The organism is Staphylococcus sp. GDB9P120P (assembly GCF_017893435.1).
In the GTDB taxonomy this organism is placed as follows: Bacteria; Bacillota; Bacilli; order Staphylococcales; family Staphylococcaceae; genus Staphylococcus; species Staphylococcus cohnii.
Genome location: NZ_JAESNB010000002.1, coordinates 310,690 through 333,895 on the forward strand (window position 1 = coordinate 310,690; position 23,206 = coordinate 333,895).

Annotated in this window: 18 protein-coding genes; 14 read left to right on the plus strand and 4 right to left on the minus strand. The window is 34.2% G+C overall.

Annotation, left to right across the window (positions count from 1 at the left end):
* Positions 1-1,617: 1,617 nt before the first annotated feature.
* A complete protein-coding gene (locus KA856_RS01425; protein WP_481906137.1) occupies positions 1,618-7,476 on the plus strand; it encodes an Ig-like domain-containing protein in 5,859 nt (1,952 codons plus the stop codon).
* 215 nt (positions 7,477-7,691) lie between these two features.
* On the plus strand, positions 7,692-8,018 hold the full coding sequence (locus tag KA856_RS01430) for a hypothetical protein (RefSeq protein WP_107386340.1): 327 nt from the start codon (positions 7,692-7,694) through the stop codon (positions 8,016-8,018).
* A 137-nt stretch (positions 8,019-8,155) separates the two neighbouring features.
* Here KA856_RS01430 and KA856_RS01435 read toward each other — a convergent pair whose 3' ends face one another.
* The gene (locus KA856_RS01435; protein WP_210138426.1) at positions 8,156-9,097 is read right to left on the minus strand and encodes a DsbA family protein; all 942 of its coding nucleotides are present in this window, start codon (positions 9,095-9,097) and stop codon (positions 8,156-8,158) included.
* 139 nt (positions 9,098-9,236) lie between these two features.
* Here KA856_RS01435 and KA856_RS13810 point away from each other — a divergent pair, with 139 nt between their 5' ends.
* The 3 genes from KA856_RS13810 to KA856_RS01445 are packed head-to-tail and all read left to right on the plus strand — an operon-like array spanning position 9,237 to position 10,164.
* On the plus strand, positions 9,237-9,539 hold the full coding sequence (locus KA856_RS13810) for a TetR/AcrR family transcriptional regulator (RefSeq protein WP_245336582.1): 303 nt from the start codon (positions 9,237-9,239) through the stop codon (positions 9,537-9,539).
* A complete protein-coding gene (locus KA856_RS13815; RefSeq protein WP_245336583.1) occupies positions 9,530-9,796 on the plus strand; it encodes a hypothetical protein in 267 nt (88 codons plus the stop codon). The genes KA856_RS13810 and KA856_RS13815 overlap by 10 nt, the downstream gene beginning before the upstream one ends.
* Before the next feature lie 26 nt (positions 9,797-9,822).
* Complete coding sequence (locus tag KA856_RS01445) at positions 9,823-10,164, plus strand: DoxX family protein (RefSeq protein ID WP_107386337.1); 342 nt, start codon at positions 9,823-9,825, stop codon at positions 10,162-10,164.
* Positions 10,165-10,240: 76 nt separating this feature from the next.
* Here the strand turns inward: KA856_RS01445 and KA856_RS01450 are convergent, their stop codons facing one another.
* Entirely contained in the window at positions 10,241-10,693 is a 453-nt protein-coding gene (locus KA856_RS01450; protein WP_107504445.1) for a hypothetical protein, read from the minus strand.
* Between the two features lie 2 nt (positions 10,694-10,695).
* Positions 10,696-11,502, minus strand: a complete 807-nt coding sequence (locus tag KA856_RS01455; RefSeq protein ID WP_040030330.1) for a DUF3100 domain-containing protein — start codon at positions 11,500-11,502, stop codon at positions 10,696-10,698.
* Positions 11,503-11,679: 177 nt separating this feature from the next.
* Between KA856_RS01455 and KA856_RS01460 the strand changes: the two genes are divergently transcribed.
* Both KA856_RS01460 and KA856_RS01465 read left to right on the plus strand, forming a co-directional pair.
* Positions 11,680-12,849, plus strand: a complete 1,170-nt coding sequence (locus KA856_RS01460; RefSeq protein ID WP_107504446.1) for a YbfB/YjiJ family MFS transporter — start codon at positions 11,680-11,682, stop codon at positions 12,847-12,849.
* 281 nt (positions 12,850-13,130) lie between these two features.
* Positions 13,131-14,108: a tRNA dihydrouridine synthase gene (locus tag KA856_RS01465; protein ID WP_210138427.1), complete on the plus strand. Its 978-nt coding sequence runs from the start codon at positions 13,131-13,133 to the stop codon at positions 14,106-14,108.
* A 56-nt stretch (positions 14,109-14,164) separates the two neighbouring features.
* Here KA856_RS01465 and KA856_RS01470 read toward each other — a convergent pair whose 3' ends face one another.
* Complete coding sequence (locus KA856_RS01470) at positions 14,165-15,355, minus strand: MFS transporter (protein WP_019469153.1); 1,191 nt, start codon at positions 15,353-15,355, stop codon at positions 14,165-14,167.
* Between the two features lie 366 nt (positions 15,356-15,721).
* Here KA856_RS01470 and KA856_RS01475 point away from each other — a divergent pair, with 366 nt between their 5' ends.
* The 7 genes from KA856_RS01475 (at position 15,722) to KA856_RS01505 (ending at position 23,165) form a co-directional block, all read left to right on the plus strand.
* Positions 15,722-16,834: a M23 family metallopeptidase gene (locus KA856_RS01475; protein ID WP_119517542.1), complete on the plus strand. Its 1,113-nt coding sequence runs from the start codon at positions 15,722-15,724 to the stop codon at positions 16,832-16,834.
* A 173-nt stretch (positions 16,835-17,007) separates the two neighbouring features.
* On the plus strand, positions 17,008-17,763 hold the full coding sequence (locus KA856_RS01480; RefSeq protein ID WP_210138428.1) for a glycerophosphoryl diester phosphodiesterase: 756 nt from the start codon (positions 17,008-17,010) through the stop codon (positions 17,761-17,763).
* Between the two features lie 289 nt (positions 17,764-18,052).
* Positions 18,053-18,481, plus strand: coding sequence for an NAD(+)--rifampin ADP-ribosyltransferase (arr, locus tag KA856_RS01485; RefSeq protein ID WP_107523563.1), 429 nt, complete (start codon positions 18,053-18,055; stop codon positions 18,479-18,481).
* A 181-nt stretch (positions 18,482-18,662) separates the two neighbouring features.
* Positions 18,663-19,610, plus strand: a complete 948-nt coding sequence (locus tag KA856_RS01490; RefSeq protein WP_210138429.1) for an SLAC1 family transporter — start codon at positions 18,663-18,665, stop codon at positions 19,608-19,610.
* Between the two features lie 18 nt (positions 19,611-19,628).
* The gene (locus tag KA856_RS01495) at positions 19,629-20,813 is read left to right on the plus strand and encodes a MalY/PatB family protein (protein ID WP_150821844.1); all 1,185 of its coding nucleotides are present in this window, start codon (positions 19,629-19,631) and stop codon (positions 20,811-20,813) included.
* Between the two features lie 47 nt (positions 20,814-20,860).
* Positions 20,861-21,313, plus strand: coding sequence for a MarR family winged helix-turn-helix transcriptional regulator (locus KA856_RS01500; protein WP_019469146.1), 453 nt, complete (start codon positions 20,861-20,863; stop codon positions 21,311-21,313).
* A gap of 208 nt (positions 21,314-21,521) precedes the next feature.
* Complete coding sequence (locus KA856_RS01505; protein ID WP_210138430.1) at positions 21,522-23,165, plus strand: alpha-keto acid decarboxylase family protein; 1,644 nt, start codon at positions 21,522-21,524, stop codon at positions 23,163-23,165.
* Positions 23,166-23,206 lie beyond the last annotated feature (41 nt).

Genomic DNA, 23,206 nt, shown 5'->3' on the forward strand with positions numbered 1-23,206 from the left:
ATTACTAATGATAATAAGGCTAATGATTCAGATAAAGGTGAAGCACTTGATGTGCAAGATATAAAAAGTGTAGAAGATAATAACACAACGTCAAGTCGTAGTGAAAATTCGGTTACTGAAGAAAAGACAGAAAATTCTAATAATGAATTGCAAACAGAAGAAACTGATAATGACCTTAATCCGGATCAAAAAGAGTTAGATAATAATGGTGCAGCATTAGGTAATACAGAAGAATATAATAACACTAATGAATCTACAAATGAGGTTTTGAATAAGCAACCAACAGAAGCATCAGATATATCTGAAACAAAACAAGATGTAAACAATGATACTTCTAGTTCAGCTGAAGATAGTACGAATAAAGATAATACGGATCAAAAAACAACGACTAAAAGTAATGAACAAACAAATGATAAAAATAAAGCTGAAGATACAACAGATGAAACATCAACTGAGACGTCAACAGAAACAACAAAGGATACAGATATATCTAGTAACGAAACGCCAACTGAAAAAGCATTAGAAAAAAATCCTGACACTTCTAATAAGACAAAAGAAGACACTAGAACAGAAAATTTAGATGGACAAAATGATAATCAACCATTAAGTGAACCATCCTCTGAAGAAGAAAGAACTACGAAAGTGACGAGAAATCCTGAAACAAATAATCATATACAGTCAAAATTAACAAAACAATTGTCAGAAACAGAGAATAAACAAAAGGCAGTTGAAGACTATTTAAATAGTCAGCTTTCAACAGAAGACACTAAAGCAATTTTAGAAAACGCTGATATTGATTATAAAAATACAACTGATGAAGAAATAAATATTGAAATTTTAAAGGCTTCAATTATTCAACTTTCGAATGAACAGGATAAAACGAAAACGTTAGCCACTCCAAAACGTACCTTGTTGCGTTCTATGGCTACGCCAACTGCATTACGAGCAGCAGTAGAACAAAATGAAAAAGTTGAAAAATCACTTGGCTATATGGACAACTATACATTTGCATCATTGATTTTTGATCCAGGCAAGTTAGATTCACAAAAGACTTTAGACAGCAATATCATACCTTTTGATATTCATAGTTACATGTCAGGTTCAAATTCAGGTGATCGCTATAAAATTGATTTGAAATTGGATCCGAAAATAGCGAGTCATGTCACAAAAATATCTGCCAATCCTAGTGGTAGAAATACCCCTGTTGAATTTATAAGATTAAAAGATGAAGACGGTAATTTCACTAATACTTGGGAAATAAATTTCATTAGAGCAAATGATGGCTTGTTTGGAGGCGCTGAAATATTATCACAGTATACAGCGGCCAACGGTAAGATAGAGTTAGATGATACGATAGGTAACATTTTGAATGCATCTGGAGATTTAAGTAATAATAAGTTGAATTATCAAATGTTTATTAGAGATTCACTTTCTAATAAAATAGTTAAAACTTCTGAAAGTAGTGGTTATTTCTTAACTACATCTGACAAAGATTTAAGTCAATTAGAAAATAACCTTTCTCCAGAAAATAGTAATGCATTTAAAGCAAGTAGTGGCTCTGCAACATATGATGGTTCTGTAGGAACACATGGAGGGTTACTGATTGATCAACAAATAATGAAAAATGGTATCTTCTCATATTCTAAAATTAAATCAAAACAATGGTCATATAATTATCAAATAGATAAAGATTTATTGCCGTATATTGAAGGAGTAGAATTACATACGTATGACTACAAAGGCCTTTCAGGCTTTGACAAGACGTATCACGCTGAAGATAAAGTAGCTGATTTACAGCTTGATAGTATCGGTAATGGCACAATTACTAGTAATGACTTAAATAAATTAATCGAGTTTAACAATACTTTACCTGAAACAGTAGGCGTTCGTATTGTAATTAAGTTAAATCAAAGTGTAAATAATATATTAACTAAAGATGCGGAATATGATTCTGAAGGTAATCTTATTCGAGAAACAACAAAACAAAAAGAAGATTTTACCTTTGCAGGTTATTTAACTGATAGTAATAATCTTTTAATAAATAATACGTTAGGGACTTCAACTTTAGCACTACAAGATTATGATAAAGATGGTTTACTAGACCGATATGAACGACAAGTATCACTTTCAGATCCTGAAAACGAAGATACAGATGGAGATGGTAAAAACGATGGTGATGAAGTCATCAACTATAAAACTTCACCATTAGTAGGTAAACCTGATGCGGCCGATATTACAAATGAGGATAGAGTTGTAACTGGGTCAGTTCCATTAAAAGAAGGTGCAGCAACTCAAACTGCAAAAGTGTTAGATGCAACTGGAAAAGTCATTGGTACATCAATAGTTAATCCTGATGGTACATTTTCGGTATCTATTCCGCAATCACCTGAGGGTACCTATACTATCGCAATCGATTCACCTAATTATGAAAATGATGAAGTAAATACATTTGAAGTTATTGATATTTCCAAGGTACCAACACCATCAATTAATCCAGTTGATGACAATGATACAGTAATTAAAGTTAATGGTTCAGCAGGTGCAATTGTTACGGTTAAAGATAATAACAATGTTGAGATTGGAAAAGTTCAAATTCCTAATGATGGTTCAGCAGCCTCTTTAACATTGAATCAACCATTGAAAGCTGGGACTATTTTAACTGCAACAGCTAGCAAAGGTGGAAAAACAAGTGAAGTTTCAGATCAAATTACAGTAACAGATGCGACAGCACCAGATGCACCAGTGATAAATCCAATAACAAGTAAAGCCACACAAGTAACTGGCACAGCAGAACCTAATTCAACAGTAACTGTTGCTTTCTCAGGTGGTGGTAAAGTTTCAGTAACTACTGACAGTCAAGGTAGATATACAGTAGATATACCAAGTGGTGTTACTCTGCAAGGTGGAGAAGTATTTAAAGCAATAGCAACAGATAAAGCAGGTAATGAATCATCTGTTGCGACACGTATAGTAACAGACGTAACAGCACCAGATGCTCCTACATTAAATGATGTCAATAGTAATAGTAAGCAATTGAATGGGCAAGCAGAAGCAAATTCAACAGTTAGTGTGACTTTTCCAAGTGGCGAAGTTGTAGATACAGTAGCAGATCAAGATGGAAATTTCACAGTAGACATTCCAGAAAACGAAGGATTACAAGGTGGAGAAACGATAGTAGCTACGTCGAAGGACAAAGCAGGTAACATTTCTCAAAAAGGTAGCACTCAAGTCATAGATGCAACAGCGCCAGATGCACCACAAATAAGCCATGTGACAAGTGTAAGTACAGAGGTTAAAGGCACAGCAGAAGCAAATTCGACAGTTAGTGTGACCTTCCCAAGTGGTGAAGTTGTGGAAACCAAGGCTGATCAAGATGGAAATTTCACTGTATCTATCCCAGAAAACGAAGAGTTACAAGGTAAAGAAACGATCAGTGCTACATCAAAAGACAGTGCAGGTAATGTTTCTCATGCTGGATCAACAACAGTAACAGATGCAACAGCACCAGCACCACCAACGGTTAACAGTGTAACTAGTCAAGATACAAATATTAGTGGAACAGCAGAGCCAGGGTCAACAGTCACAATAACATTCCCAAATGGTGAAGTTGCTACTGGTGAAACAGATGAAACAGGAAAATATATAATAGCAATTCCGAATGAAGTTGATTTAGAAGGTGGCGAAGAATTACAGGTTATATCCACAGACGATACTGGTAATGAAACAGAACCAGTTAAAACAACGGTTAAAGATACAACAGCACCAGATGCGCCAACAATAAACGATGTAACAAGTGAAGATACACAAATTATCGGTAAAGCTGAACCAGGATCAACAGTCACAGTGACATTCCCAGACAATACTACAGCGATAGGCACAGCTGATGACCAAGGTAATTACACAATAGATATTACGTCCGGTACTAAGTTAGAAGGTAGTGAAGAACTACAAGTAACAGCAACAGATAAAACAGGAAATATTTCAAAACCAACTTCAACGACTGTTATAGATAAGACAGCACCGGATGCGCCTAAAGTAAATAGAGTATCAAGTGAAGACGTACAAATTGCGGGAAGTTCAGAACCTAATTCAACAGTTACAATCACATTCCCTGGTAATATCACGGTTGATGTAGAAGCGGATGAACACGGTAACTTTATCGTAGATATTCCAAATACGGTTGATTTAATTGGTGGCGAAGAGATTCAAGCAATAGCACAAGATAAATCTAATAATAAATCAATAGAAGCTTCAACAATAGTAGTTGATGCAACAGCGCCAAACGCACCAACAGTGAAAGATGTAACAAGTGAAGATACAACAATTGGTGGCACAGCAGAACCAGGATCAACAGTCACAGTGACATTCCCAGATGGTACTACAGCAGAAAGTAAAGCAAATGACCAAGGTGAATATACAATTACTATACCTGAAAAAATAGATTTAAAAGGTGACGAAGAACTATTAATATCAGCGATGGATAGTAATGGAAATATCTCAGATTCTTTAACAACAACCGTTAAAGACACAACAGCACCAGAAGCACCAACGGTGAAAGACGTAACAAGTGAAGATACAACAATTGGTGGAACAGCAGAACCAGGATCAACGGTCACAGTAACATTCCCAGATGGCACAACGGCAACAGGAACAGCTGATGACAAGGGCAACTATACAATCGATATTCCATCAAATGTCAAATTAGATGGTGGGGAGCCAATCAAAGTTGTAGCAACAGATAAAGATGGCAACACATCGTCAGAAGCAACGACAACAGTAGTAGACACAACAGCACCAGAAGCACCGACGGTGAAAGGCGTAACAAGTGAAGATACAACAATTGGTGGAACAGCAGAACCAGGATCAACGGTCACAGTAACATTCCCAGATGGCACAACGGCAACAGGAACAGCTGATGACAAGGGCAACTATACAATCGATATTCCATCAAATGTCAAATTAGATGGTGGGGAGCCAATCAAAGTTGTAGCAACAGATAAAGATGGCAACACATCGTCAGAAGCAACGACAACAGTAGTAGACACAACAGCACCAGAAGCACCGACGGTGAACGAAGTGACAAGCGAAGATACAACAATTGGTGGAACAGCAGAGCCAGGATCAACAGTCACAGTAACGTTCCCAGACGGAACAACAGCAACGGGCACAGTTGATGACCAAGGTAACTATACAATCGAAATTCCATCAGATGTAGACTTAGACGGTGGAGAAGACATTGTCGTAACAGCGACAGATAAAGATGGCAATACATCGTCAGAAGCAACGACAACAGTAGTAGACACGACAGCTCCATCAGCACCAACGGTGAAAGACATAACAAGTGAAGATACAACAATTGGTGGCACAGCAGAACCAGGATCAACGGTAACCGTAACGTTCCCAGATGGCACAACGGCAACAGGTACTGCAGACAGTGAAGGCAACTACACAATTGAAATTCCATCAGATGTAGACTTAGATGGTGGAGAGCCAATCAGAGTTGTAGCAACAGATAAAGATGGCAACAAATCAGAAGAAACTACGACAACAGTAGTAGACACGACAGCTCCATCAGCACCGACGGTGAAAGACGTAACAAGTGAAGATACAACAATTGGTGGCACAGCAGAGCCAGGATCAACAGTTACAGTAACGTTCCCAGATGGGACAACGGCAACAGGTACTGCAGACAGTGAAGGCAACTATACAATTGAAGTCCCATCAGATGTGGATTTAGACGGTGGGGAGCCAATCAAAGTTGTAGCAACAGATAAAGATGGCAACAAATCAGAAGAAACTACGACAACAGTAGTAGATACAACAGCACCAGAAGCACCGACGGTGAAAGGTGTAACAAGCGAAGATACAACAATTGGTGGCACAGCAGAACCAGGATCAACGGTAACCGTAACGTTCCCAGATGGGACAACGGCAACAGGAACTGCAGACAGTGAAGGCAACTACACAATTGAAATTCCATCAGATGTAGACTTAGACGGTGGAGAAGACATCAAAGTTGTAGCGACAGATAAAGATGGCAACACATCGTCAGAAGTAACAACAACAGTAGTAGACACAACAGCACCAGAAGCACCGACGGTGAACGAAGTAACAAGCGAAGATACAACAATTAGTGGCACGGCAGAACCAGGATCAACGGTAACCGTAACGTTCCCAGATGGGACAACGGCAACAGGAACTGCAGACAGTGAAGGCAACTACACAATTGAAATTCCATCAGATGTAGACTTAGACGGTGGGGAGCCAATCAAAGTTGTAGCAACAGATAAAGATGGCAACACATCGTCAGAAGTAACAACAATAGTTAAAGACACGACAGCTCCATCAGCACCGACGGTGAACGAAGTAACAAGCGAAGATACAACAATTGGTGGCACAGCAGAGCCAGGATCAACAGTCACAGTAACGTTCCCAGATGTGACAACGGCAACAGGTACTGCAGACAGTGAAGGCAACTACACAATTGATATTCCATCAAATGTCAAATTAGATGGCGGAGAAAACATCAAAGTCGTAGCAACAGATAAAAATGGTAATACATCGTCAGAAACAACAACAACAGTGAAAGACACAACAGCGCCAGAAACACCAACGGTGAATGGTGTAACAAGTGAAGATACAACAATTGGTGGCACAGCAGAGCCAGGATCAACGGTAACCGTAACGTTCCCAGACGGTAAAACAGCAACAGGTACTGCAGACAGTGAAGGCAACTATACAATTGAAATTCCATCTAGCATAGATTTAAAAGGTGGCGAAGAATTACAAGTCACAGCAAAAGATAAAAATGGTAATGTATCTAAACCAAATATTGTTATAGTAAGTACTACGGGAGAAAATCCAGACAACGGAAAAAATCCAGACAACGGAGAAAATCCAGGTAACGGAGAGAATCCAGGTAATGGAGAAAATCCAGGTAACGGAGAGAATCCAGGTAATGGAGAAAATCCAGGTAACGGAGAGAATCCAGGTAATGGAGAGAATCCAGGCAACGGAGAAAATCCAGGTAACGGAGAGAATCCAGGTAACGGAGAGAATCCAGGCAATGGAGAGAATCCAGGCAATGGAGAGAATCCAGGTAATGGAGAAAATCCAGGCAATGGAGAAAATCCAGGTAATGGAGAAAATCCAAACAATGGAGAGAATCCAGGTAACGGAGAAAATCCAGGTACAGTAGGAAACTCAAATACTCAAAAACCAGATTCAGCAGAAATTTCAGATATAAGTCAACCATCTAATAGCGACACTAGTTCTGAAATAAAACAAAATAATAATTCAGAAATAGTAAATACGCGTTCTGACAACTCTAGAAAAAGCAACGATAATAAATATGAATTACCTGAAACAGGAAAAGACGAAGTTAATAAAGGTACTTTATTCGGTTCATTATTTGCAGGCTTGGGAGCATTATTGCTATTTATCAAGCGTCGTAGAAAAAATGAAGAAGATAAGTAGTAAATATAAAAAATAATATTAAACTAAAGAAACCTGAGACAATTATAGTCTCAGGTTTTTTATATTGTGATAGGAATCATGTAAAAAAAGAACATATTTAATTGTGAAATTATATTTTAATAAATAGAGTGTGATTTATTAAAAATTGTTTATTAATTGTGCGTAATGTGTATATAGTAATTACAGGTTATTAAATAATAAAACGGGGTTATTGTATGTATATTATTGTTCAATATAGTAAAGTTAATACATTGTTTTATTTACGTAATAAAAATCAAGAACCAATTAATTCAAAAGTAGTAGCAATTTCGAAAGACAAATATAATGAAGAATTGCTACAACATATTTATAGTATACTTTCTCAAACGAATCACAGTATTAAAGAGTTAGACTTTGTAGTAATTGAAATGAATGACATAGAATCATTAGAAATAAATGCAGTTTGTGAAGTGAGTAGATACTTAGAAACGCAGCTAAATAAAAATATCATTGTAACTAATAGTATAGAAACTTTTAATTACAATGAATATTTGAAAAACTAAAAAGGCGATATAATTGCGTAATTGACACTTTAAATTAACGTTTTTTATGAATTACTCACATTTTAATTGTGCATGTACATAAAGTGTTCTATGACCGTCAACTGTTTCGTTCACAACGTCAGTAAGGTTGTGACATATTACGATAAAATAAATTCATAATAATTTTCACCAAGTATATTTTTAGCTATGTAAACTGAAGGATTTAAATTTTGTTTAACAAAATTTGGTACTTCGTCTTGTTTAATGTCATACATAACTTCAATTTCTTTAGAAAATAAGTGATGTTGTTTTTTTAAATATAATTCTAAATCTGGCAAAGGTTTTGAAACGGTTTTTTCATTGCTGCTAAGTTTTTTAAGTGTATCTATATAAACATTTAAATCTCTAGCGCCTACAATTTTAGCACCTTGGTTATCGTTATTTACTATGACAACTGTAGGGAAACCTCGGACACCTAATTCACGTACCAAGTTAAAATCGTTTGATAGTAATTGCTGACCTTGCGTACTATTTGCTAAATCAAAAATAGTTTCAATATTAATTGATTTATTATTTTTATATAAAGTTTGTACAATTGATTTAAGTATTTTGTCATCAGAAATATTTTGGTTAAAGACGAAAACAGCTTCCCTAACTAATCTAATAAATTCAATAGCAGTAGCTGGAGAATCTAATTGCTGAATCGCTTTATACAACCGAGATGCTGGGTATGAAGATTGCACAGGATCTATTTCCATAATCGTACCATCGATAGGCATGCGTGAATATTGACCTACTTCTTGCCAATGTGGTGTCACATCAGCTGGTTTATAAATGCCATTTGCAGGGTCAATAGGTCCATCCCCCCAAGCTTCTAAAAGGCCGCCCATAATCATTTGAAAATTAAACAAATGACCGTATTGTACTAATAGTTTATTTGAAATTGGTTCGAAAGCCCAACAATGTGAACACATAGGATCAGTTACATAATATAAAGTTAAATTAGGACTTTGGTTATTTAAGTTAATATCTTCTATTTCTTTTTCTCCACTCGGTTTGCAAACACCCGAATAAATATCACACACCATATTTTTTTTCATAATTGTACCTCCGTAGTTTAATTAAATTGATATACTCTTATGATAAGTAGTAATATGAATAATAAGTACCAACAAATTGTAGAAAATGTCGAATATTCAACATTTAGTATCTAATGTTGGGAGAAAATGAGGGAGTCGAATGGTACAATCAAAATCAGACTTGCGCGTCATTAAAACGAGAAAATCTATTATGCAAGCTTTTATCCAATTGTCTAGTGATAAAGATTTTAAAAGTATAACTGTGAAAGATATTACACAAGAGGCACTTATCAATAGAGCTACGTTCTATTATCATTTTAGTGATATCTATGATTTGTTAGAAAAAGCGCTTGCTGAAGAACTATTAATTAATTTAAATTATGAATATTTTAAAGATAATCCATGGAATGAAAGAACAATTGTCGATATCTTTAAAGTAGTGGCAGAGTTCAATTGTCTTTAAATAGAAGATGTCATAGAAGTTATCCAGAGACGATAGATCATATTGTTCAAGAACATATTGCAAATGTATTGTATAAATTGTTGGCTGATATTGATTTTGAAGATGATAGCACACGACAATTGGCTGCAAATATGATAAGTGCAAGTATCTATAAAGCTACTGAAACATGGTATCAAAAGAATAATGAAATGTTACCTGAAGATTATATTAAACGCATCACGCCTTATATGATTTCTGGTTTGGTAGCGCGTGACTAAGATAAAAATGAAAAGGGGTCGTTAAAATGAGTATTATTATCATTATATTGCAAATCATTTTGGGAATAGTTTTTATCATGACAGGGTCTAAAATTTTATCTGGTGCAATGAAACAAGATTTTGCGCGTCTTGGCTACCCACCTATTTTTAATCAAATTACAGGAATTTTTGAATTTGTAGGTGGCTTGGGCATGTTGATAGGTGTGTTGTATAGCGTGATTGCATTATTATCAAGTATATTATTAGGTGCAACGATGTTTGTTGGTGCAATCTCATTGATTTTCTTAGGCAAGGACCCAATTAAAAAAGCAATTCCAGCTATTGTACTCTTTTTATTGAACTTTATAGTGTTTATTTATTATATTTAAAAGAATGATTAATTTTAAATATCCCCATATAAACAACAGGTTGAATTGTTTGTATGGGGATATTATTATGTGTAAATTATGCTAAACCTTGAATTCTTAAAACAATTTCTGCTACAAGGGCAGAACCTACGTATGTACTGAGTAAGATTACGATACCGACGACAATTGTTTTCCAACCTAACTTAGCAAAATCGACCCACGAATTGCCTATAGAAACGCCTGCATATGCAACAACTGGTGTAGCTAATGACAACAGGTCTACTTTTTCAGTCCACTCAACAATGTGTGATGATCCAGGTATGCCAGGTATTGTAATGATGAGCCCAATTATACCAATATAAGCAATACTAGGTATGTTGAGAGGAACAATATCACGTAAGATTAAACCTATTAATGCAATACCCATTAACGTAAGGATGCCAGGTAAAGCTACTATGGGCATTACACTATAACCAATCCAATTACTAAAGAGTGAAATAATGCCTACCACACATAATGTGAGTATCCAGTTTGTAACTTTCGAATTCATTATCATTGCTCCTTATCTTTTGTGAATTTTGATTTGATATGCATAATAAAGCTGTAGTATTTTCGAGTTAATGGTAGAGCAATTAATATACCTACATAAAGCCCTGTGACAGATGTGAGTAAATTACTCACACCAGAAAATGCTGTAATTGTACTAGCTTGGTCAGGATACATTTCAACTAAGGGACCTAGTGCAGCAGCAGTCATAACACCACTTCCTACGCCTGTCGCCATTGCAAATGCTAATGGGCTAAATGGTAAAACAGAGATTAGAATACCGGAGAAAACACTAAAAAATATTGCTCCAAATATTGTTCCGAATATATACATGGACATGACGCCTCGCCATTCAGGAGAAGTGATACCATATTTTTCAGTGATAAGTGCTAAATTGGGTTCTCTTCCTATTGAATGTGTCATGCCTATAGATTCTCTGCGTAAACCTAAAAGTATAGCCAGCGGTAATGAAATAATAATAGTAGCTAAATTACCGGCTTCTTGAAGTATTAAAGCGGGTCCAGCAGCAATGATTTTAGGAAGTGCAGGTCCAGCCTCTACCCCGAATTTTGCTATGAGTAATGCTACAGAAATAAAGACCATTGGTTCAGAATTCTTAGCTTGTCTTTTACTGATAATAGGTGTGAAATATACGCCCAAACCGAGTAATACTGCATAAACTACTGGTAATAAAAGGATTGATGTTATACCTAATGGTATTTTATGTGCGCCGATTACTTCAGAAATGATCATAATGATTAAAACAATGCCATGTAATCTCCAATCTTTCCAAAGAATGTTTTGTTGTTTCATAACAATCCTCCTAATAAAAAGTCTGAAAATTCAAAATAATAATAAAACCTATTTTATACTTACTAATTCAAAATTAAAAGGGGGTTAAAGATAATATTATTAATTATTAATAAAAGGGATATGTAAAAATTATAAAAAGTGTATAATGTAATTGATTTGTTGAAAGGTGTGTAAAGTATGAGACGAGCATATAAGCAACTTATTTTAGGTATGTTGTGTTTGTTTATTGTTATGGCAATTGGACGTTTTGCATATACCCCCATTATGCCTTTTATGCAGCTTAATAGCGGTATGGATAATCCAAGTGCTGGTATGTTAGCTACATATAATTACTTAGGTTATCTTATTGGAGCAATGATTCCAATTTGGATTATTGTATTTAATAAGGTAGTGGATCTTAAAATATATTTAATTATCAATATAATTTCAACACTATTCATGGGTGTTTTTGATAGTTATATCTCATGGGCAATTTTTAGATTTGTTGCTGGTGTTTCTAGTGGTACTGTTTTTGTATTGGCATCGAATGTTGCGTTAGAAGCATTAAAAATGGTTCGAAAAGAACGTATTTCTGGTTTGCTATATAGTGGTGTAGGGTTAGGCATTTTTACAAGTAGTATCTTTATTTTTTTATTTACTTCAGTTAATACATGGAAATCGACTTGGGTTTTGCTCGGTATTTTTTCATTAATCATGGCGATTTTTATTATATTTGGTATGCGTGAAAATGATGTTGCTGAATACGAAAGTCATAAAACAAACGAAAATCAAGCTGATGTATCTAATAAATTAAAGAAAAAATTTATTTGGGGCTTTTCCATTGCGTATTTTTGTGAAGGAGCCGGATATATTATTACGGGCACTTTTTTAGTGGCTATTGTTAAATCAATACCCTCGTTGTCAGATTATGCGGCATTAAGTTGGATGTTTGTTGGATTAGGTGCAATACCATCAACTATTCTTTGGTCTATGTTGGCCGATGTTTTAGGTCATGGTAAGGCAACGTATTTAGCTTTTATTTTACAAATAATAAGTGTTATTTTACCGATATTATCAGAAAGTAAGTTGAGTTTAATATTAAGTTCATTATTATTTGGTTCAACGTTTTTAGGGCTTACTACATTATTTATGTCCAAAGCACAAGCTTTAATGTATCAGAATAATAGTAGATTGAACTTAGTTGCGATATTGACTGTTATATACAGTTTGGGACAAATGATTGCACCTGCATTATCTGGGTTATTAATTGGAAACGAAGGGAACTTCAATGCAGCATTGATTTTTGCTGCTGTTATTTTATGTGTAGGTTTATTTAGTAGTATGTATAGTTATCGGACTAGGAATTAAATGAAATTTGTCTTATAACTTTGATATTTTTGCTAAAGATATGAAGAAATAATAATATAGATTGTTTCCATGTGTATATCTTGAACTGCTTTCTGAGTCATTCAAGCGTACAATAGACTTTTTAGTGATTGTGTGTGACGTTTCAATTATTTAAGTAATGAGTCTTAGTTGGGAGTTGCTTTTTGGAGTGTTTAAATCTTTTTGTATAAGTCTTATTTTTGTGGTAATATCGTCATGAATAAAAATTCGAGATAATAATAGATAAGAAGGTTAAAAAATATATGAAAGAAAATTTTTGGCGTGAATTACCGCGTCCATTTTTTGTTTTGGCGCCTATGGAAGACGTAACAGATGTAGTCTTTCGTCATGTGGTCAGTGAAGCGGGAAGACCTGATGTCTTTTTCACTGAGTTTACAAATACGGAAAGCTTTTGTCACCCTGAAGGTGTACACAGTGTACGTGGCCGTTTAACGTTTACAGAAGACGAACAACCCATCGTTGCACACATTTGGGGAGATAAACCTGAACATTTTCGTGAAATGAGTATTGGTATGGCAGAGATGGGTTTTAAAGGTATTGATTTGAATATGGGTTGTCCAGTTGCGAATGTTGCAACAAAAGGTAAGGGTTCAGGTTTAATACTACGCCCAGAAACAGCAGCTGAAATTATTCAAGCATCTAAAGCAGGAGGACTACCTGTAAGTGTTAAAACGCGATTAGGTTATTCTGAAATTGATGAGTGGAGAGAATGGTTGAAACATGTTTTCAAACAAGATATTGCGAATCTATCCATCCACCTTCGTACACGTAGAGAGATGAGTAAGGTAGACGCACACTGGGAATTAATCGGCGAAATAAAACAACTGCGTGATGAAATTGCACCAGACACATTATTAACGATAAATGGTGACATTCCAGATAGAAAAACAGGACTTGAACTGACAGAAAAGTATGGTATTGATGGCATTATGATTGGTCGAGGAATTTTCCATAATCCTTATGCCTTTGAAAAAGAACCAAGAGAACATACGAGTGCGGAACTTTTAGACTTGCTAAGACTTCATCTTGATTTGTTCGACAAATATTCACAAGAAGAAACACGCTTGTTTAAACCGTTGCGCAGATTCTTTAAAATATATGTGCGTGGTATCAGGGGTGCAAGTGAGTTAAGACATCAACTGATGAGCACAAATACGACTGACGAAGCACGTGAATTACTAGATGAATTTGAATCTAATATGGAAACAACAATACAATAGTAAAAGTTTGAATATATAAATAGGCTTGAAAATCTTAAAATTTTAGATTTTCAAGCCTATTTTTGCTTAATGGTAAGCGAAATAACGAATGCAATAATCATAAAACTAGTAATCATTAAAACGACACCTGGCCATTGAATATAGTTATAAAACACACCGGCTAAAGTACCTCCTACAGAAGACCCCATATAATAAAACAATAAGTAGAGGCTAGAAGCCTGTGCTTTATGATCTTCCGCACGACTGGTAACTACTGCACTTGCGATTGCATGACCACTAAAAAAAGCATAAACACTAAAGGCTAATCCAATAATTTTGAATGTTAGCGGTGGTAATAAAGTGATGTTAATACCAAAAATTAACAATAAAACACTAAATTTCAAAGCATTTAAAGTACCTAATTTAGTACGTAATTTTGCATTTAGTATTGAGGAAATCATACCTATTAAAAACAATAAATATATAAAACTAATGATACTATCATGTAAATTGTATGGCTTTTCTGATAACACGAAACCAATATAGTTAAAGGCAGCTATGTTACAACCAAGTAGCAGAAAGCCAATCATAAAAGGTTTGAGTAATCGAATATTTGTTAGATGTTTATAATAACTAATTAATAATGCTTTGACAGAAAAACGCTGTTTATCAAAATGTTTAGATGATGGTAATAAAAATGTAAATAAAATGGCTGCAATGACACTGATAACACCTATGCAAATTAGGCCAGTTTGGTATCCATAAATACTTGAAATAAAGCCGGTGAATATTCTTCCAAAGGCACCACCAAAAGCGTTTCCACTAATATAAATGCCCATCGCTTCAGGTAGATTGTGCGAAGAAATTTCCTCACCAATATATGCCATTGCGATTGATGGTAAACCAGCTAAACATATGCCTTGTATCAATCGTACAATTAAAAAGGTATTGAAATCTGTTAAAAATGGTTGGATTAAGGCGAGTAAGGATACAGAAAGAACGGAAAAAATCATTATAGGTTTACGGCCTAACACTTCAGATATGGCTCCGAAAAATAGCATGGCAAAGGCAAGTGTTAAAGTTGCTGATGATAAAGCTAAACTTGCCTTTGTTTCGCTCACATTAAAAGATTTTGTGAAATGAGGGATTAATGGTTGAACACTATAAAGTATTGAAAATATGGTGAATCCAGAAATAAAAAGAGCCACAATTACTTTAATATATGTCTTTGATCCTTTTACTGCATAATTATTATGAACTTCATACATGTTGAATCCCTCACTTTTAATTAATAGTTCTATGTTAGCACGTAATATAGCATACCAAAAAGACACTGCTTTTAATTTTTGATAAAGTAATTTGTAATATTTAAGAAAAAAATGGATATGAAATTAGGAGGTTAAGTGTAAAAAGTTAACTGTTATAGTCGATTTACAACAACTGTAATATAGATGTATAGGGTTCAATTAAAAGTAATGGAAAAGCTATCTGCTTATCTAGAAGGAATTTTCAAAAAATTTACGTTACATCACAAACAAATTACTAACAAATTAAAAAACAGTTTCTGCTATTCTCTTTATACAGTTTCTCTGATACTATTATGTATGTAAAAATTTTGGGAGGACTTATTAATTATGAAAAAAATGGTTACAGCAACAATTGCTACGTTATCTTTAGGTGCAATTGGTGTCGCACAGGGAGAAGCACACGCTTCAGAAAACAATCAATCAAATACACAATATACAAGCAATCACGCGAATAGTGATATTTTTAACTATGGTTATATCGATCAAGATGATAATGGGAACTATCATCACACATTAGATGGAAACTGGGATCAATCTATGTTTGATCAACAACAATATTATTTCTATTTAATAGATAATGAAGGGAATTATCATTACTATTATTTCCCAATGAATAATCAAAGTGCTAACACTTCAAACGTTGAAAATGTAAATGCTTCAGATGATAACAACTACACTGATGACCAAAGTCATGAAGAAGTACAATCAGAAGGTTATGACATTAATCAACCATCACAAAACAATGATGTTGATAATAGTGCAACAACGAACCAAAGCACTGAATCTGAACAAACAGCACAAAGTAATTCTAATAACGTAAACAATACAGCAAATAATGCACAAAATAATGTAGAAAATAATACACAAAATAACGCATCAACAAATAACAATTATGAAACGAATTACACACAAAATAATGGTACTAATGATGTACAACAAAACGCTACATCAAGTAATGATTCAACACCACAACAACAAGCTGCACCACAACAAAACAATACACAATCAGAAGCAGCGTCAAACAGTAGTAGTAATAATAGTACGCATTCATCCAATTGGTTAACTAAAAACCGTCAATTACAACCTTATGGTAGCTACCATGGCGGTGGTGCACACTATGGCGTTGACTATGCTATGGATGAAAATACACCTGTTTATTCACTAGCAGATGGTACTGTAATTCAAAGTGGTTGGAGTAATTATGGTGGTGGTAACCAAGTTACAATCCAAGAGAAAAACAGTGATAACTATCAATGGTATATGCATATGAATTCTTTAAATGTTAAATCTGGCCAAGAAGTTAAAGAAGGACAACAAATTGGTTTATCAGGAAGCACAGGAAATTCTACTGCACCTCATCTACATTTCCAACGTATGTCAGGTGGCGTGGGTAACGGATATTCTGTTGATCCAACTTCATATGTAAATTCAAAATCATAATATACGACACATATTGGTCGCCTTTGAAATCCTTTTAAGGATGTAGAAGGCGACTTTTTGTTTGATTTTCGACTGTAAACTATGATTTTTTGTCGATAATAACTTAGATAATTTGAATTATGGTTCATGACATATCATAATTACACTAAAATCACATTGAAAGGGAAGATGATATGTTTACAGTTTATGCTCATAGAGGATTATCAAGTAAAGCTCCTGAAAATACGTTGGCAGCATTTGAAGCAGCAGCAAATGTGACTGGATTAAAATGGATTGAGCTTGATGTTGCAATTACAAAAGATGAACAGCTGGTCATTATTCATGACGATTTTTTAGATCGAACAACAGATATGATAGGTGAAATTACACAATTAAATTATGATGCAATCAAAAATGTATCTGCTGGTAATTGGTTTAATGCAAAGTATGCAGAAGAAAAATTACCGACTTTTGATGATGTGATTGCATTTGCTAATAAATATAAAATGAATTTAAATATAGAATTAAAGGGTGTAACTGGTGGAAATGGCAGTGCTTTATCAGAAAGTATGGTTAAACAAATTGCAGAAAAATTAAAAGCATTAAATTCAAGCTCGGACGTTTTATTATCTAGTTTTAATATTGTTTTATTGAAATTATCACAGCAATTAATGCCACAATATAAGCGGGCAGTTCTTTTTAAAGCAGCAGCTTTTACAGGTGATTGGAGAACACTTTTAGATTATTGTGGATCAACGATTGTCAATATAGAAGATGCAAAACTGAGTCAAGCACGCGTGCGTTCAATTAAAAATGCAGGTTATGAGTTAAATGTATGGACTGTAAATAGTAAAATGAGGGCAAATCAATTGTCAAATTGGGGCGTAGACGGCGTCTTTACAGATAAAGCAGATGAGTTAGTCCATTTAAATAGTGGGTTTAATGCTTAGTAAGTTAAATATCATTATCGTATATAAAACGGGGCTATCTAAACGAATTGAAGTTTAGTAGCCCCGCTTTTATTTAGATATAAAAAAAGGAGAAGTTTTTTAAATACCGCTATGTTATTCATTATTTTTTATAATTAGCAATTGTTCAAAAATGATATAAAGTTATAAAAATTTAAAATGTCCTTTGCTTTAATTATACTATGAGAATTTCAGATATTATAGTCTGTATTTTCCAATAGATATTGCATATAATAATTTAACAGCTTAATGATTATGAGGGGGCTACACGATGAACAGTACAAAAGCGCAGTTTGGGCAAAATTTATATTTACATGGGACGAAAGCTAAATTGGAGATTGGTGATTTATTATATCCTTTGTATAAATCTAATTATCAGGACCGAATTATGAATCATATATATTTCACTGGTACATTAGAAGCAGCAAAATGGGGAGCTGAACTTGCAGTTGCTTTGTCTAAAGATATAGCAGAAGAGCATATTTATGTTGTTGAACCATTAGGAGAGTTCGAAGACGATCCGAATGTCACAGATAAAAAATTTCCTGGCAATCCAACGCTTTCTTATCGCTCTAGTGAACCACTGAAAATTGTCGCGGAATTAAGCGCATGGGAAAGACATTCGGATGACGAAATTAATCAAATGCTCAAAGGCATAAAGGAATTGCGAGACAAAGGACTAGACGTTATTGAAGATTAATATACTGATATAAATGAGACATTCAACTATGCGTACCAATTGAATCAATGTACAGATAAAGGCATAGTAAATTAAGTCAAATGAAAAAATGATTATGAAATAATAATCTTATTTTACACATAAATAGTATGGGCATAGTATAGTAATCATATAACTATATAATATAAAAGGATTAAAAATTATGTTTTATAAATTGATAAAAGTATTACCAACAGCTATTTGTGGATTAGCATTAGGGATCGCGTCACTTAGTAATTTGCTGTTTAATATGACTTGGCATGGCTTAGCGGTATTATTTTTTATATTGAGTTGTATCATTTTATTGTTATTTATACAAAAATGCATATTATATCCCAATACAGTACGGGATGAATTGAGCGATCGTAATATCTGTGCTACTTTCCCAACTTTTCCAATGGCTCTAATGACAATCATTTACATCATAAAGCATCACTTAAACGTCAATCTAGGTATACTAATATGGTTATGGTGGTTAACGATTATCATCCAATTCATCATTATCGTAGGTTTCATTTACTATCATCTAATATTACCTAACAAAGGTACTGTTTTGCCGAATACGAGTTGGTTTGTCACATTTGTAGGAATAGGTGTAATATCTGAAACTGCAAAAGAATTTAATCCAGTTTTAGGGGAATTCACGGTATATATAGCAACTTTTTGCTTTATAATATTAATAGCGATTATTTTAATCAAAAAAACTTGGCGCTTATATAACGAAAACCAATTTCCAATGGCAGTCATCATAGCGGCTCCAGCAGCACTTTGTTTTAATGGCTTTTTAATTAGTGCAAAATTTGATGACTTCATATTGACGATATTTGGCTTTATCATATCCCAATTACTTTTTGTAGTTTCATTAACGTTTATTCCTAAGTTAATGGCTATCAATTTTAAATTTTCATTTGCTGCTTTAACGTTTCCATGGGTAACAACAGCGACTGCTTATTTTAATTTTATGTATCATATGCGTTTTCCGAGCCCAATACAAACCTTATTACAATTCATGTTGATATGTGAAATTATTTTTGTGTCATTGGCCGTGGTATATGTCATTTTGGGTTATATTGTTTTTTTGAGAAAAAGAATCAACAGTAAAGTGATTTAAGATAAAGGAGTGGTTGTAATGACTTATAATTTTAATGAAGTTGTTAATAGAAAACAGACGAGATCAGTTAAATGGGATACGATGGAGGATGTGTATCATATTGATGATGCTTCAGACATACTGCCAATGTGGATTGCAGATATGGATTTTAAGGCACCTCAACCAGTAATTGATGCATTGAAAAATTGTGTCGATCACGGCGTGTTTGGCTATTCTTATTTAGATGAACACTGTAAAAATGCAATTCAATCTTGGTTTAACAAACGTCATGAGTGGCATATTGGGAAAGATTGGATTCTTGCGCATTCTGGCGTAGTTCCTGCGATAGCGTCAATTATTGAGACATTTACGGCTCCAAAAGATAGTGTTTTAATCACGCCTCCAGTTTACCCACCTTTTTCCAATTTACCTTCAGGTATGAATCGACAATTAATTACGTGTGCTTTGATAGAAGATGATAGAAATTACTCGATTGACTTTGAAGACTTTGAAGAAAAGTTGAAGCAAGGCGTAAAAATGTTTATCTTATGCAACCCGCATAATCCAGGCGGGATTGTTTGGTCTAAAGACACTTTAAAAAAAGTGATTGAACTTTGTGTTAAATATGACGTGTTAATATTATCAGATGAAATCCACGCCGATTTGGTATTTCCAGGTTATCAACATATTCCTCTTGATAAATTAGCGTCTGATAAAGAAGCACAAAAAATCATTACATGCACTGCACCTACAAAAACATTTAATCTAGCAGGTATTCATGCTGCTCTGATTATTTCGCCTGATAAAGATGTTAGACAAGCATTAGCGGCTAATTTTACGGCACATGGTTTAGGTGTTAACCGTATTAGTCCATTTGGAGCAGCTGCACTAGAATCTGCTTACAACCATGGAGAAGATTGGCTTAATGAGCTCATAAATATTGTTTCTTCAAATATGGATTATGTTATTTCAGAAATTACCAAAGCTATACCACAAATAAAGATTAAAAAGCCTCAAGCAACCTATTTGTTATGGATTGATTATAGAGAAACTGGCTTGACTGAAGAAGAAATAATGACAAAATTACTAGAAAAAGGTAAAGTCGCGCTTGAACCTGGGACAAAGTATGGTGAAGAAGGCAGAGGGTTTTTAAGAATGAATGTGGCTTGCGCACCCCAAACTGCTAAAGACGGCGTTGAACGTTTTATTAAAGCGTTGAAATAAATTTACCTCCCAAAATTTTAAGACATATTTAAAAAGGATTGTGACTTATGGAAATAAAAAATAATGACTATGAAAATTTGCTATTTTACTTTGCATATAAAACATTTATTACGACAGCGGATGAAATCATTAAAGATTATGGTTTGAATCGCCAACACCATAGATTTTTATTTTTTATTGAAAAAGTCCCTGGTATCTCGATTAAAGATTTATTGAAAAATCTAGAAATTTCAAAACAAGGTAGCCATGCAACTTTAAAAAAACTAAGAGATGAGGCATTCATTGTAGAAAAACAAGCGCCAGAGGACAAGCGTATTAAAACGTTGTATCCAACAGAAAAAGGCCGGAACTTAGTTCGTAAATTAAATAAAGCGCAAAATGATATGTTTAAAGAAATTCAAGAAAAAGTAGGCAATGATTGGTATGCAATTATGGAAGAATTTGCTTCGTATAGAGAAGGATTTCAATCAGTAAAATATTTGAAAGGCGACCAAGAATAATTTTTTAAGTATTTTTGTCAATAGTATAGCGAAGTTACATTTACTGAATACAATTATTTATATCAGAGGTTTGTTTTCTAGATTTTAGAAAGCAAGTCTCTTTATTTTGTTTGGAGGTATAAATAAGTCAACAAACTTGACCTAATTTATTTAACAAGTTATATTTAATGTGTAATGAAAATGAAACACATTAAAGGAGAAATGATGTATGCAAAAAAGAGTAGGACAATATTTGATGGATGCAATTCGCTCAGTTGGTGTTGATAAAGTATTTGGCGTGCCTGGTGATTTTAATCTTACATTTTTAGATGATATTATCAATCGAGATGATATGGAATGGATTGGTAACACAAATGAACTTAACGCTAGTTATGCAGCAGACGGCTATGCAAGAATCAAAGGCATTAGTGCTATGGTAACAACATTTGGTGTGGGAGAGCTAAGTGCGGTTAACGGTATAGCAGGTGCTTATGCAGAACGTGTACCAGTCATAGCAATCACAGGAGCACCAACTCGTGAAGTTGAACGTGCTGGTAAATATGTTCACCATTCATTAGGTGAAGGCACATTTGATGATTATCGAAAAATGTATAAACCTATCACGACAGCACAAGGATATATTACTCCAGAAAATGCACAAACTGAAATTCCAAGATTAATCAATGCAGCAATTAATGAAAAACGTCCCGTGCATATACACTTACCTATCGATGTAGCTGCTGTAAATATTGAAGTACAAACACCGTATCAATATACGGCGCCAGTCAAACAAGATGTTGACAGTTATATAGACATAATAGAAAACAAATTGAAAAATGCGAAGCAGCCTTTAATTATTACTGGTCATGAAATCAATAGTTTTGGGCTGCATGACAAACTAGAACAATTTGTTAACCAAACGCATATACCAGTTGCTCAATTGTCCTTAGGTAAAGGGGCTTTCAATGAAGAAAATCAATATTATATGGGTATTTATGATGGAAAGATCGCAGATGAACAAATTAAAGCTTATGTAGATCATAGTGATGTAATTTTGAATATTGGAGCAAAACTTACGGATTCTGCTACAGCTGGATTTTCTTATAAATTCAATTTAGAAAATGTAATCATGATTAATCATCATCATTTCAAAGTAGATGAATTACATGATGAAGAAGTAAGACTTGCAGATTTACTAGATAGTTTATTGGAAATTGATTATACGGCTGACGTAAGCTATCCGCGTTATCAATTAACCAACGAAACAGTTGAATTAAGTGATGAGCCATTAAAACAGTCAACATATTTCAAATTAATGCAACAATTTATTCAACCCAAGGACGTTATACTTGCTGAACAAGGAACATCATTCTTTGGTGCTTATGACTTACTTTTCTCTAAAGATAATACATTTATAGGACAACCATTATGGGGCTCAATCGGTTATACTTTACCTGCGACTTTAGGAACACAAATTGCAGACAAACAACGTAGAAATGTGCTGTTGATTGGTGATGGTTCACTACAGTTAACTGTTCAAGCATTATCAACAATCATACGTGAGGATTTAAAACCAGTTATTTTTGTAATAAATAACGATGGTTATACAGTGGAACGTAAAATTCATGGTGAAAGCGCACCATACAACGATATCAAAATGTGGGACTACAAGCAGTTACCGTCCGTGTTTGGTATGAAAGATACGGAAGTTAAGATACATGATGTTACAACAAGTAATGCGTTAGCAACAGCATTAAATGAAATCAATCAAACTCCTAACATGATGCATTTTGTAGAAGTGCACATGGATGTACATGATGCACCAGAAAAATTAGATGCGATAGGCAAAGCTTTTGCCCAACAAAACGGGTGATAATTGGAAATTTTTTAAAAACAGCACATATTCGTTTACAA

Bases quoted from the DNA above. Each gene is read 5' to 3' on its own strand.
- KA856_RS01460 (WP_107504446.1), top strand. From the start codon at position 11,680: ATGAGACGAGCATATAAGCAACTTATTTTAGGTATGTTGTGTTTGTTT.
- KA856_RS01450 (WP_107504445.1), bottom strand. From the start codon at position 10,693: ATGAATTCGAAAGTTACAAACTGGATACTCACATTATGTGTGGTAGGC.
- KA856_RS01500 (WP_019469146.1), top strand. From the start codon at position 20,861: ATGGAAATAAAAAATAATGACTATGAAAATTTGCTATTTTACTTTGCA.
- KA856_RS01490 (WP_210138429.1), top strand. From the start codon at position 18,663: ATGTTTTATAAATTGATAAAAGTATTACCAACAGCTATTTGTGGATTA.
- KA856_RS01470 (WP_019469153.1), bottom strand. From the start codon at position 15,355: ATGTATGAAGTTCATAATAATTATGCAGTAAAAGGATCAAAGACATAT.
- KA856_RS01480 (WP_210138428.1), top strand. From the start codon at position 17,008: ATGTTTACAGTTTATGCTCATAGAGGATTATCAAGTAAAGCTCCTGAA.
- KA856_RS01425 (WP_481906137.1), top strand. From the start codon at position 1,618: ATGAAAAATGGTATCTTCTCATATTCTAAAATTAAATCAAAACAATGG.
- KA856_RS01435 (WP_210138426.1), bottom strand. From the start codon at position 9,097: ATGAAAAAAAATATGGTGTGTGATATTTATTCGGGTGTTTGCAAACCG.
- KA856_RS01495 (WP_150821844.1), top strand. From the start codon at position 19,629: ATGACTTATAATTTTAATGAAGTTGTTAATAGAAAACAGACGAGATCA.
- KA856_RS01505 (WP_210138430.1), top strand. From the start codon at position 21,522: ATGCAAAAAAGAGTAGGACAATATTTGATGGATGCAATTCGCTCAGTT.
- KA856_RS01465 (WP_210138427.1), top strand. From the start codon at position 13,131: ATGAAAGAAAATTTTTGGCGTGAATTACCGCGTCCATTTTTTGTTTTG.
- arr (WP_107523563.1), top strand. From the start codon at position 18,053: ATGAACAGTACAAAAGCGCAGTTTGGGCAAAATTTATATTTACATGGG.
- KA856_RS01430 (WP_107386340.1), top strand. From the start codon at position 7,692: ATGTATATTATTGTTCAATATAGTAAAGTTAATACATTGTTTTATTTA.
- KA856_RS01445 (WP_107386337.1), top strand. From the start codon at position 9,823: ATGAGTATTATTATCATTATATTGCAAATCATTTTGGGAATAGTTTTT.
- KA856_RS13810 (WP_245336582.1), top strand. From the start codon at position 9,237: ATGGTACAATCAAAATCAGACTTGCGCGTCATTAAAACGAGAAAATCT.
- KA856_RS01475 (WP_119517542.1), top strand. From the start codon at position 15,722: ATGAAAAAAATGGTTACAGCAACAATTGCTACGTTATCTTTAGGTGCA.
- KA856_RS01455 (WP_040030330.1), bottom strand. From the start codon at position 11,502: ATGAAACAACAAAACATTCTTTGGAAAGATTGGAGATTACATGGCATT.